The organism is Plantactinospora sp. WMMB782 (genome assembly GCF_049179135.1).
Classification (GTDB): Bacteria; Actinomycetota; Actinomycetes; order Mycobacteriales; family Micromonosporaceae; genus Plantactinospora.
Map to the genome: position 1 here is coordinate 5,682,730 of NZ_JBMHMC010000007.1, position 12,164 is coordinate 5,694,893.

At 75.0% G+C, this 12,164-nt stretch carries 11 protein-coding genes; all 11 read left to right on the forward strand.

What is annotated here, in order from left to right; genetic code table 11:
* The first annotated feature begins 22 nt into the window (after positions 1 to 22).
* Positions 23 to 1,270, forward strand: coding sequence for a beta-ketoacyl-[acyl-carrier-protein] synthase family protein (locus ACN28A_RS27520; protein ID WP_421399728.1), 1,248 nt, complete (start codon positions 23 to 25; stop codon positions 1,268 to 1,270).
* Positions 1,267 to 2,409 (forward strand): beta-ketoacyl synthase N-terminal-like domain-containing protein, encoded by a 1,143-nt coding sequence (locus ACN28A_RS27525; RefSeq protein ID WP_421399731.1) that lies wholly within the window; start codon positions 1,267 to 1,269, stop codon positions 2,407 to 2,409. Before ACN28A_RS27520 ends, ACN28A_RS27525 begins: the two co-directional genes overlap by 4 nt.
* A complete protein-coding gene (locus ACN28A_RS27530; RefSeq protein WP_421399733.1) occupies positions 2,409 to 3,380 on the forward strand; it encodes a beta-ketoacyl synthase N-terminal-like domain-containing protein in 972 nt (323 codons plus the stop codon). Before ACN28A_RS27525 ends, ACN28A_RS27530 begins: the two co-directional genes overlap by 1 nt.
* Before the next feature lie 176 nt (positions 3,381 to 3,556).
* Positions 3,557 to 4,387, forward strand: coding sequence for an alpha/beta fold hydrolase (locus tag ACN28A_RS27535; protein ID WP_421399736.1), 831 nt, complete (start codon positions 3,557 to 3,559; stop codon positions 4,385 to 4,387).
* Positions 4,384 to 5,373, forward strand: coding sequence for a thioesterase (locus ACN28A_RS27540; protein ID WP_421399739.1), 990 nt, complete (start codon positions 4,384 to 4,386; stop codon positions 5,371 to 5,373). Before ACN28A_RS27535 ends, ACN28A_RS27540 begins: the two co-directional genes overlap by 4 nt.
* Complete coding sequence (locus tag ACN28A_RS27545) at positions 5,370 to 6,596, forward strand: beta-ketoacyl-[acyl-carrier-protein] synthase family protein (protein WP_421399741.1); 1,227 nt, start codon at positions 5,370 to 5,372, stop codon at positions 6,594 to 6,596. Before ACN28A_RS27540 ends, ACN28A_RS27545 begins: the two co-directional genes overlap by 4 nt.
* A complete protein-coding gene (locus ACN28A_RS27550) occupies positions 6,593 to 7,546 on the forward strand; it encodes a beta-ketoacyl synthase N-terminal-like domain-containing protein (protein ID WP_421399743.1) in 954 nt (317 codons plus the stop codon). Before ACN28A_RS27545 ends, ACN28A_RS27550 begins: the two co-directional genes overlap by 4 nt.
* Positions 7,540 to 8,517 carry an SDR family oxidoreductase gene (locus ACN28A_RS27555; protein ID WP_421399746.1) on the forward strand — a complete coding sequence of 326 codons (978 nt, stop codon included), beginning with the start codon at positions 7,540 to 7,542 and terminating at the stop codon, positions 8,515 to 8,517. The genes ACN28A_RS27550 and ACN28A_RS27555 overlap by 7 nt, the downstream gene beginning before the upstream one ends.
* Positions 8,518 to 8,530: 13 nt before the next feature.
* The gene (locus tag ACN28A_RS27560; protein WP_421399748.1) at positions 8,531 to 9,646 is read left to right on the forward strand and encodes a beta-ketoacyl synthase N-terminal-like domain-containing protein; all 1,116 of its coding nucleotides are present in this window, start codon (positions 8,531 to 8,533) and stop codon (positions 9,644 to 9,646) included.
* A gap of 3 nt (positions 9,647 to 9,649) precedes the next feature.
* Positions 9,650 to 11,443, forward strand: a complete 1,794-nt coding sequence (accD, locus tag ACN28A_RS27565; protein WP_421399751.1) for an acetyl-CoA carboxylase, carboxyltransferase subunit beta — start codon at positions 9,650 to 9,652, stop codon at positions 11,441 to 11,443.
* Positions 11,436 to 12,161: an acetyl-CoA carboxylase biotin carboxyl carrier protein gene (locus ACN28A_RS27570; RefSeq protein WP_421399754.1), complete on the forward strand. Its 726-nt coding sequence runs from the start codon at positions 11,436 to 11,438 to the stop codon at positions 12,159 to 12,161. Before accD ends, ACN28A_RS27570 begins: the two co-directional genes overlap by 8 nt.
* The last annotated feature ends 3 nt before the right edge of the window (positions 12,162 to 12,164 follow it).

Below are 12,164 nucleotides of genomic sequence, written 5' to 3' on the forward strand. Positions count from 1 at the left end.
TACGGGTGAGTGAGGCGAGATCATGAGCGTTCTGCCAGGCGATGCTCGGTCGCCCCGCCGGGTGGTCGTCACCGGGCTCGGCGTGGTGACAAGCATCGGGATCGGGGTCGAGGACTTCCTCGCCGGGCTGCGGGCCGGCCGGAGCGGAGTCAAGCCGATCACCGCGTTCGACACCACCGGATTCGCGTACGCCAACGGCTGTGAGATCAGCGACTTCGACCCGGCCCGTTGGCTGCACCGCGTCGACCCGGCGCAGCTCGGCCGGGCCAGCCAGCTCTCGGCCGCCGCCGCCGGGATGGCGGTCGCGGACGCCGGCCTGGCCGTCGAGGAGCTGCGGTCCCGCCGCGCCCTGGTCTCGGTGGGCACCACCGACGGGGAGTCGCACGACCTCGACCAGCTGGTCGGGGTACAGGTGGACCGGGGGCCGGAGCACTTCGACCCGGTGGTGGCCCGCCGGGTCCCCGCCGGCCGGCTCTCCTCCAGCATCGTCGCCGAACTCGGGCTCACCGACGTCGAGACGGTGACCATCCCGACCGCCTGTGCGGCCGGGAACTACGCGGTCGGGTACGGCTTCGACGCGATCCGCTCCGGGGACGTGGAGGTGGCGCTCAGCGGCGGCGCCGACGCGCTGTGCCGGAAGACCTTCACCGGCTTCTACCGGCTCGGCACCATCGCCCCGGAGGCGTGCCAGCCGTTCGACCGCAACCGCAAGGGCATCCTCACCGGCGAGGGTGCCGGCATTCTGCTGATGGAGAGCCTGGACTCGGCGCGGGCCCGGGGCGCCCGGATCTACGCGGAGGTGCTCGGCTACGGGCTCAACTGCGACGCGTACCACCCGGTCGCGCCGGACCGGAACAGCATCGCCCGCTGCATCGAGCTGGCCCACCGCAACGCCGGGGTGAAGCCGGGCGACATCGACTTCATCTCCGCGCACGGCACCGGCACCAAGGCGAACGACGTGACCGAGGCCGGTGCCATCCGGCAGGTCTTCGGGGAACGCCCGCCGCGCACCGTCTCGATCAAGGGCATGATCGGGCACAGCATGGGTGCGGCCAGCGCGCTGGCCTCGGCGGCCTGTGCCCTGGCCATCACCCACCGGTTCATCCCGCCGACGGTCAACCACGTCGAGACCGACCCCGAGTGCGGGCTCGACTGCGTGCCGAACGTGGCCCGGGAGGCCGACCTGCGGGTGGTGCAGAACAACGCGCTCGCCTTCGGCGGCAACAACGCGGTGCTGATCCTCGGCAGGTACGACGAGGTGGCACCGTGACCGCGCTGGTGGTGGGGATGGGCGCGGTGGCAAGCATCGGCGGCAACACCGTCGAGTTCTTCGACTCGCTCTGCGCCGGCTACAGCGGGCTGGCCGAACTGCGCGGCTTCGACCGCAGCCGGTACCGGGCGCAGCACGCCTACGAGATCGACGACCGGCCGGGGCCGGACTGCGACGAGACCCTGCGGGCCAGCCGGTGGCTGGAGCAGGCGGTCGCCGCCGCACTCGCCGACGCCGGCCTCGACCCCGACCTCGGGGACACCCCGGTGCTTGTCGGCACCACCCTGCGGGAGCTGCGCTCGGTCGAGCTGAGCTGGCGCGACGGCGTGCCCTTCGACGTCCGCGACCTGCACTTCGGCAGCGCGCTGCGCCGGCGGTTCGGTGCCAGCAACACGCACACCGTGGCGAACGCCTGCTCGGCCTCGCTCTACGCCCTCGGGCTCGGCATGGACCTGCTGGACGTCGGTGCCGCCGACACCGTGGTGGTGGCCGGAGTGGACGCGATCACCGAGAGCACCTACGGGCTGCTGGACCGCTGCTATCCGGAGGCACCGGAACGGGTCCGGCCGTTCGACCGGGACCGCCGGGGCATGCTCCAGGGCGAGGGAGCGGTCGCCGTGGTGCTGCGCCGGGAGTCCGACGGCCCCGGCGCCGGGCACCGGCACGCCCGGGTCCGCGGCGTCGCGGTGAACTGCGACGCCTACCACCCGTCGGCGCCGGACGCCAAGAGCATCGCCCTGGTCACCCGGGAGGCGCACCGCCGGGCCGGGATCGAGCCCGGTGACGTGGACCTGCTGATGCTGCACGGCACCGGCACCGCGCTCAACGACGAGGCGGAGGCGCAGGCCGTCCGGGAGGTCTACTCCGGGGTCTCGCCGTCGCCGTGGATGACCGCGATCAAGTCGATGACCGGGCACACCGCCGGCGCCTCCGGGCTGCACAGCCTGGTGGTGGCGGTCGAGGCGCTGCGCTCCGGGGTGGTGCCGCCGATCCTCGGCCTGGACAACCCGATCGACGAGGTCGACGGCTTCCGGTTGGTACGCGGGCACGCCGAGCTGGCCAGCCTGCGTCTCGCCCAGGTGGACTCGTTCGGCTTCGGCGGGCTGAACGCCGTCGCGATCGTGGAGAAGGTGACCTGATGGCTCCGGTCGACGTGGTGGTCAGCGGGGTCGGTCTGGCGGTCTCCGGGATCGCCGGCCCCGACGACCTGCTCCGGCGTACCCCGGTCGTCGAGGGCGGGGACGACCCGGCCCGGCGGCTGACCGGCAAGGGACTGCGCTACAAGGACCGGGCGACCCGGCTCGCGCTCTGCGCCGGGCGGGACGCGCTGGCCGACGCCGGGCTGCTCGGCGACCCCGGCCTGACCGTCCCCGGCGAGACCGTCGGCGTGGTGGTCAGCTCGAACTACGGCAACGTCGACACCGTCTGCGACACCGTGTCGACGATCGCCGCCGAGACGTACGCCGGGCTGAGCCCGATGACCCTGCCGGCCACCGCCAGCAACGTGACCGCCTCCTGGCTGGCCATCTGGTTCCGGCTGCGCGGGGCGAACCTCACCATGTGCAGCGGGGCGACGTCCGGGCTGGACGCGGTCAACTGGGGTCGGCTGCTGGTGCTGGCCGGCCGGGTGGACCGGGTGCTGGTGGTCGGGGTCGAGCCGGCGAACGCGCCGGTGCGGCACCTGGTCAGCGGCGGTCGCAGCAACAGCGCGGCCGACCTGCGGCTCTTCGACGGCGCGGCGGCGCTGGTGCTGGAGTCCGCGGCGTCGGTGCGGGACCGGGGCGTCGAGGCGCTCGCCGCGCTCGGCCCGTACGCCCGCAAGGCGGACCAGCCGGCGGCGGTGGCGGCGGTCCGGCGCACCGACCCGCGGCCGGTGGACATGTGGTTCGGCGGCGGCCCGGGTGGACCGGCCGGGACGACCGAGCTGACGAGCCACGACCTGACCTCCTATCACGGGCACTGCTCGGGTGCGCTCGGCGTGCTCCAGTGCGTGGCCGGCACCGCCTGGCTGAGCGGACACGACCGGGGCGCCGTGCTGGCCAGCTCGGACGGCGATGGTGCGGACGCGGCGGCGGCTCTGCTGCTCACCGCCGGTGCGGGTGCGCGATGAGCACCACCGCGCCGCCGAGGCCGAGCCGCGCCGGAGCGACCGGAGCGGTTGCCGCGACGACGGAAGCCGTGGCCGGGACGACGGGGGCCGTGGCCGGGGCGACCGGGACGGTGGCCGGGGCGACCGGTGTCGGGGCGCCGGTCCGGTGCCGGCGGCCGGGTGCCGGGACGCGGCCGGTGCGTACCCTGCTGCTGCACGGCCTGGGCAGCAGCCGGGGCATCTGGGACCGGTTCGAGTCGCGGGCGCCGGACTGGCTGGAACTGTGGGACGCCGAGCTGCCCTGGGCGAGCGCCGGTGACGGCGGCTGGAGCCACCGGTCCGACCCCACCGGCCCGCTGGCCCGGGCGCTGGCCGGGGTCGACGGCGGCGCCGACCTGGTGGTGGCGCACTCGTTCGCCGCGAACACCCTGCTGGAACTGCTCGGCCGGGCCGGTGCGGCGGAGACCGGGCCGGAGCAGATCCGGCCGGCGATGGCACCGCCGGCGACACCTCCGTGGGCGGCCGTGCCGCTGCCCCGGGCGGTGGTGCTGGTCTCGCCCTTCTACCGGAGCGCCGCCGACGACTTCGACTGGGCGGCCATCGACTTCTATCTCAACCACTTCCACCGGATCCTCGAAGAGGGCATCCGGGTCAGTGCTCCGGCCGGGCTGCCCGCCGAGATCCGCGTCGCGATGGGCGAGCGGGTACGCGAGCGGATCGGCCCGTACGGCTGGATGCGCTTCTTCGAGGCGTACCTGCGTACCCCGTTCCTGCCCGTCGGCGAGCTGGCGCTGCCAATGCTGGTGGTCGCCGGTGACGGCGACTTCGCCGCCCGGCCCGGTGACGGGCGGGCGCTCGCCGACGCGGCGCCGGACGGCCGGTACGCCCTGCTGACCGACTGCGGCCACTTCGCGATGGCCGAGCACCCCGACCGGTTCGCCGCCCTGGTGGCGGACTTCGCCCGCCCGCTGTCGCCGCTGCACGCGGCACCGGAACCGATCCTCGACACACACCTGGAGCGCACGTGAACTCGACGACCCTGGCACCCCGGCCCGTGGCCGAACCGCTCACCGACGGGGTGACCCGCGTGGACCTGCGGCCCCGCTACGAGGGGTCCAACATCTGCACCTGGATCGGCTTCAAGCACGTCAACTACCTGGTGGAGGAGGCCGTCCTCGACCACCTGCGGCAGCGCGGCTTCGCGCCCGGCGGGCTCTACGAGCGGCACGGCCTCTGCGTCGACATCGTCGACATCGACACCCGGATCACGCACGCCTTCCACATCGACGACGTGGCGACGGCCGAGGTCCGGCCGCTGCCCGGGGACGCGCTCGCCTTCGCGGTGGAGATCTCGGTCGACGGGGTGCCGCCGGTCAAGGCGGTGAGCGCCAAGGTCCGGGTGGAGCTGCGCCACGACCCGCACGGGCACCCGGCCGAGCCGGCGCCGGCCGAGCTGGCCCCGTACGCGGTGGAGCGGCTGGGCCAGGCGCCGGTCAAGGTGACCCGGCCGGCCGCCGCCGGTGCCGCCCCCGAGGGCGACGTGCTGGCCGCGCTCACCGCCGGCCGCAACGCGTACGCCTGGAAGTGGCGGATCCCGTACTTCTACTGCCACTTCACCGAGCGGATGCAGATGTCCGGCTACCTGCGGCAGATGGAGGAGGTCGTCGACCTCTTCCTGGCCGACCGGGGTGTCTCGATCAAGACGCTGCTGGACGAGCAGGACTGGATCCCGGTGGTGCCGCACTCCCGGATCACGCTGCTGGACGAGGCGCGGATGGAGGAGGACCTCTACACCGTCTTCACCGTGGAGAACGTCTTCAAGCGGCTCACCTACACCTCGCGGATGGACTGCTACGTGCTGCGCGACGGCATCCTGGTGCCGACCGCCACCGGCAGGATCACCCACGGGTACGCGGTGATCGGCAGCCGCCGGGACTGGACCCTGGTGGACTTCGACGACCGGCTCGCCAGCGCGCTGGAGGGCGCGCCGGCCGCCTCGAGTACACGTCGATGACCGGCGTCGCCATCACCGGCCTCGGTGTCGTCACGTGCCACGGCAGTGGTACGCGCGCCCTCTGGGACGCGATGATGGCGGCACCGGTTACCGACCCGGGTCCGGTGCCGGACCCGTACGCGAACATGGACGTGCCGGTGGTGCAGGGCGTCGCCGACGCCGACCTGCCGGCCGAGTCCCTGGCGCTGGCCCGGACGTCCCGGATGGCGCTGGCCGCGGTCGACGAGGCCGTCGCCGACGCCGGCCTGCCGCTCGGCGGGCCGGCGTCGGGCCCTCGCCTCGGCCTGGCCCTCGGCACCTGCATGGGTGACGCGGGCCTGCACGAGCAGTGGCGGGCCGACGGCGGCAAGCCGGTGGCCCGGTTCACCTCGGAGATCGCCGTCGCCGCGGAGATCGCCGAGCGGCTCGGGCCGCTGAGCGTCGCCACCACGATCAGCAACGCCTGCGCGGCCGGCGGGTTCGCCCTCGGCGCCGCGGCCGACCTGGTCCGGTCCGGCGAGGCGGACGTGGCGCTGGCCGTCGGTTCGGACGCGTACAGCCGGGTCATGCTCGCCTGCTTCAACCGGATGGGCGCGGTGGACCCGGTCCGGTGCCGCCCGTTCGACAGGCACCGCCGGGGTACCTCGTTCGGCGAGGCGGCCGGCGCCCTGGTGGTCGAGTCGGTGGAGCACGCCCGGGCCCGGGGCGCGACCGTGTACGGCACGGTGGAGGGCTCCGGCTGGACCTGCGACGCCTATCACCTGACGGCGCCGGAGCCGGCCGGCACCCAGATCATCCGGGCGATGCGGGCCGCGCTGGAGCAGACCGGTGCCGGCCGGGAGCGGATCGGCTGCGTCCTGCCGCACGGCACCGGCACCCAGCTCAACGACGTGGTGGAGAGCCGGGCGCTGCACGAGGTGCTCGGCGCCGGTGTGCCGCTCTACAGCCTCAAGGCGCTTATCGGACACACCGGCGGTGCGGCGGCGGCGGTCGCCGCGGTGGCGGCGGCGCTGATCCTGCGGCACCGCACCGTGCCGCCGAACGTGCCGGTCGCCGAGCAGGACCCGGAGTGCCAGGTCTGGCTGCCGCAGGGCCGGGCGACCCCGCTCGGTTCCGACCGGATCATGGTCAACGGGTACGCCTTCGGTGGCAACAACGTGTCGCTGGTGCTGGCCGGAACGGGAGCCCTCGCGGAGGCGGGGGCTCTCGCGGAGGCGGGCACACCTGCGGGGGCGACGGCATGAGCCAGGTCACGGTCACCGGGATCGGTGTCTGCGCGCCGCCGGTGGACCGGCCGGCGGCCGACGCCTGGTTCGACGTCCGTACCCGGCTCGGCCGGCGCGGCTACAAGTACCTGCCGGCCGCCTGCCAGTACCTGCTGGCGGCCGGGCGGGACGCCCTGGACGACGCCGGCGACCGGCTCGACGGCGTCGCCGAGCAGGGCCGGGGCGTGGTGGTCGGCACCAACAACGGGGTGGCGGCGCTGCACGACGAGCAGGACCGCACCGTGATCGCCGAGCACGCCAGCGAGCTGAGCCCGGTGACGGCGCCGTACGGCGCGGTGAACGTGCTGACCAGTCGGCTGTCGATGGAGCACGGCTTCACCGGGATCAGCCTCACGTTGATCTCGCCGCTGGTCGCCGGCCTGGAGTCGGTGCAGGTCGGTGCGCGGGCCTTCGCGGCCGGCCGGGCCAGCCTGCTGCTCGCCGGCGCGATGGAGCAGGCGGTGCCGGCACCCGAGGCGGCGGCCCCGGAGGAGGGCTCGGTGGTACTGGTCCTGGAGCCGCCGGAGCAGGCGCGGGCGCGCGGCGTCACCGGTTACGGCAGGTGCGCGGTCCGCACCCTGCTGCTGCCGCCGCACGGGCTCACCGCCGGCGCGGCCCGGGACCGGGCCGTGGCCGTGGTCCGGGAGGCGGCCTTCAGCCTCGGCGCCGACCGGGTACCGGTGCACGCGCTGCTCGACGACTCGGCGGTCGGCGAACTGGTGGCCGGGGCGTTGCCGGCCGGCGTCGACCTGGTGCGGGACGCCGGCCCGCCCGCCGCCGGCAGCCTCACCCCGATGCTCCGGCTGGCCGACCGGCTGCGTGCCGGCGACGGGGACAGCCTGCTGGTCACCGCGGCCGGCACCGGAAACGTGGCGATGGTCCGGATCTGGCGGACGGCCGGATCGACTCGAAGGAGCGCGGGATGCTGATTCCCCTGGAAGGCACGTGGAGTCTGCTGCTGGGCGCGTCCAGCGGCATGGGGCGGGCGACCGCGCTGGCGCTGGCCCGGGAGGGCGGCAACGTCATCGGGGTGCACCTGGACATGGGCGAGCGGGCCCAGGCCGCCCGGGCCCTGGAGGCGGAGCTGCGCGGGTACGGCGTACAGGCGCACTTCTTCAACGTCAACGCGTCCAGCCGGTCGACCCGGGAGCAACTGCTGCCCACCATCGCCGAGCTGACCGGTTCACGCGGGCTGCACGTCGTACTGCACTCGCTGGCGTTCGGCTCGCTGCTGCCGTACCTGCCGCGGGCCGGCTGGGACCGGACGCTGGGGCAGCGGCAGATGGAGATGACGGTCGACGTGATGGCGCACAGCCTCGTCTACTGGGTGCAGGAGCTGATGGCGGCGAAGCTGCTGCACCGGGGCGCCAAGGTGTACGCGATGACCAGCTCCGGGGCCACCTCGGTGATGCCGAGCTACGGCGCGGTGTCGGCCGCCAAGTGCGCGCTGGAGTCGCACGTCCGGCAGCTCGCCTGCGAACTGGCCCGGTACGGCGTCGCCGTGAACGCGCTCTGCGCCGGGGTGACCGTGACCCCGGCCCTGGAGCGGATCCCCGAACACACCCAGTTCGTCGCCCAGGCCGGCGCCACCAACCCGCACGGCCGGCTCACCCGGCCCGAGGACGTGGCCGAGGCGATCCTGCTGCTGTCCCGTACCGACTCGTCCTGGATCACCGGCAACACGATCGGGGTCGACGGGGCCGAGAACATCGCCGGGATTCCGGCCTGGAGTCCCCGGCACGCCGAGGCGGTCGAGCCGGTCGCGGTGTCGTCGTCGAACCCGACGCCTGTCGCGTCGGGGCCGAACCCGACGCCGGGTGTGGTGGCGGGACCGAACCAGACGCCGGTCGCGGTGTCGGAGCCGAACGGGACGCCGGTCGCGGCGTCGGCCGCGGGCTGAGGGGGAGAGACAGATGACCGTCACCACCATCGCCGCGGACGAGCTGGTGCTCTCCGGCTGGTCGGCGGCGTCGGCGTTCGGGCTCGGCGCCGACCGGTTCGCCGCCGGCCTGCGCGCCGGGACCGGTGCGGTGACCGCGCTGGACCGGGATGTCTGGCCCGGACCGTACGACCGGGCCGGCCTGATCCCCGGCTTCGACGTCGCCGAGGTGCTCGGCAAGAAGGGCACCCGGTCGATGGACCGGGCCACCGGGATCGCCATCGCCACCGTCGGAATGCTGCTCGACGAACACGGGCGGGAGCGGCTAGGCGAGCCGGAGCGGCTCGGCCTGGTGCTGGGCACCAACTCCGGCAGCGTGCAGAGCATCATGGACTTCACCCGGGAGTCGCTGACCGGGGCGAAGCCGTTCCACGTCGACCCGGCGCGCTTCCCGAACACGGTGATGAACCGCGCCGCCGGGCAGAGCGCGATCTGGTACGGGCTGAAGGGCCCGAACACCACGATCGCGGGCGGCTCGCTCACCGGGCTGCTGGCGCTGAACTACGCCGTACGGCTGCACCGCTGCGGGCACGGCGGGCCGGTGCTGTGCGGCGCGGTCGAGGAGTACTCGATCCAGCGTGGCTGGCTGGAGTGGCACGCCCGGTCCCGGGACGGCGAAGCCCCGGCCGACGGTGCGACGGCGCTCGGCGAGGGCTGCGCGATCTTCCTGCTCGAGTCGTACTCCAGTGCGGTCCGGCAGCAGCGCCGGCCGCTGGCGGCGGTCCGGGGCTCCCGGTTCCTCGCCTTCGCCGACCCGTCGGCGGTGCGCACCGTGCTGGCCCGCGCGGTCGCGGAGGCGCTCGCCGCCGCCGACCTGAGCCCGGCCGACGTGACGGTGCTGGCCGCCTCCGACAGCGGCGACGAGCTCGGTGCCCTGGAGGAGGCGGCCCTGGCCGACGTGCTGGGGGCGAACCGGCCGACCCGGGTGCACTGCCGGGCCCTGCTCGGCGACACCTCGGCGGCGTCGTCGGCGTTCCAGCTCGCCGGTGCGCTCGCCGAGCTTTCCGAGCGCCCCGACGGTGTCGCGCTGGTGACCGGAGTGGACCGGGACGGCCAGGTCGGCGCCACCCTGCTCGGCGGGGTGGGCTGAGCCGTGGGCGCCTCCACACTGGACCTGATCAACGGGCTGCCGGACGGCGTGTGGCAGCCGTGCCCGCGCTGCACGGCGCTGCTGCACCGGGACCGGCTGGCCCGGGCCCTGCACACCTGCCCGGAGTGCGGCCACCACCTGCCGCTGCGCGCCGAGGACCGGATCGCGCTGCTCGTCGACCCGGACAGCTTCGTCGAGCACGACGCCGACCTCGCCGCCGCCGACCCGCTGGAGTTCACCGACCGGATGCCGTACCCGCAGCGGCTGGCCCGGGCGCGGGCCAGGACCGGCCGGGCCGACGGCGCGGTGCTGGGGCTGGCGACCATCGGCGGCCACCGGGTCGCGCTCGTGGTGCTCGACTTCGCGTTCCTCGGCGGCAGCATGGGCTCGGTGGTCGGCGAGAAGGTCGCCCGGGCCGCCGAGACGGCGCTGGACCACGGGGTGCCGCTGGTCGCGGTCAGCGCCTCGGGCGGAGCGCGGATGCAGGAGGGCGTGCTCTCGCTGTTGCAGATGGCCAAGACCGCCGCCGCGATCCGGTTGCTCCGGGACGCCGGGGTGCCGTACGTCAGCGTGCTCACCGACCCGGTCTACGGCGGGGTGGCCGCCTCCTTCGCCAGCCTCGGTGACGTGATCGTCGCCGAGGAGGGCACCCGGGCCGGGTTCGCCGGTCCCCGGGTGATCGAGCAGACGATCCGGCAACCGTTGCCGGCCGGCTTCCAGACCGCCCGATTCCTGCACGAGCACGGCCACGTCGACCTGGTGGTACGCCGGGCGGAACTGCGCGGGATGCTGGCCCGGCTGGTCGGCTTCTTCGCGGCGGCCCGCGCCTCCTCGGCCGGCCCGCTCGCGGCTGTCCCCACCGCAACGGCCCGCCCCACCGTCCCGGCCCGCCCGGTCACCTCCGCCGGCCGCCGCACCTCCCGGGGAGCCGGGCACGACGACCGGCCGCAGCGTTCGGTGGACGCCTGGACGGCGGTCGGCCGGGCCCGGGCGGCGGACCGGCCGACGGTGCGGCAGCACATCGAACGGATCTTCGGCGACTTCGTCGAGCTGCACGGCGACCGCTGGGAGCGGGACGACCCGGCGATCGTCGGCGGGCTGGCCCGGCTGGACGGCGTCCCGGTGGTGCTTGTCGGACACGCCAAGGGGCGGGACACCCGGGAGAACGTGGCGAACAACTTCGGCATGCCGCACCCGGCGGGCTACCGCAAGGTGATGCGGCTGTTCGAGCTGGCGCAGCGCTGGGGCGTACCGGTGGTGACCCTTGTGGACACTCCGGGGGCGTACCCGGGGCTGGCCGCCGAGGAGGGCAACCAGAGCGGGGCGATCGCCGAGACGCTGGCGCTGGCGGCCGGGCTGCGTACCCCGGTGGTCGCGGTGATCACCGGCGAGGGCGGCAGCGGCGGCGCGCTGACGCTGGCGGTCGCGGACCGGCTGCTGATCCAGGAGAACGGCGTCTTCTCGGTGATCAGCCCGGAGGGCTGCGCCGCGATCCTCTTCGGCGACGCCGGGCAGGCCCCGGTGGCGGCCCGCGCGCTGCGGCTGCGCGCCGAGGACCTCGGCCGGCTCGGTGTGGTCGACGAGATCCTGCCGGAGCCGCCGGGCGACCCCGACCGGGCCGCCGAACTCGTCGCCGAGGCGGTGGGCCGGCTGCTGCGCCAGCTCGCCGCGGTCCCGGTCGAGGAACTGCTGGCCGCCCGCTACCGCCGGCTGCGCGGATACGGCGTGCTGGCCCCGGAGGGCGCCGTCGCCGGCAGCACGGTGCCGGAACCCTGGAAGGAAGGCGCGCATGTCTGAGCAGGTCCGCGAGCCGGCCACCGCCCAGGTGGCAAACGGCACGCAGCCGTCGCCGGAGCGCGACGGCACCCGGTCGAAAACCGCCAACGGCGGCCGGCCGGCTGCCCCGAACGGCACCGGTCCGGCAGCCGCGAACGGCACCGGTCCGGGAACCCCGGTCGCCGCCGGCGCCGGTCCGGCAAACCCGGTCGCCAACGACACCGACGCCGCGCTGCACAGTGCGGTGCGGGCCGCCGCCGAGGTGGCGGAGCTGGTCCGCGACTCGGCGATCCGGCGGGTGCGGGTGGAGGTGGCCGACGTCCGGATCGAGGTCGAGCGGGCCGAACCCGGCCCGGTCCGGGAGGCGGTGGTCCCCGTCGCCGGTGACCCGGCGGCGGGTGCCGGCGCGGCCGTGACCGCCGTACCGGCCGCGGCCGTGGCGGTGGCGCCGGGTGCGGCCGTGGCGGCCGTCGCCGCGGCGGTCGCCCCGACGGCCGGCACCGTGTCGGTGACCGCGCCGCTGATGGGGGTCTTCTACCGCCGCCCCGGCCCGGACCAGCCGCCCTTCGTCGAGATCGGCCAGCGGGTCGAGGCCGGTGACCAGGTCGCGATCGTGGAGGCGATGAAGATGATGAACCCGGTCGTCACCGACCGGGGCGGGATCGTCCGGGCGGTGCTCGCCACCGACGGCGAGGTCGTCGAGTACGAGCAGGCGCTGCTCAGCATCGAGCCGGGCTGAGGT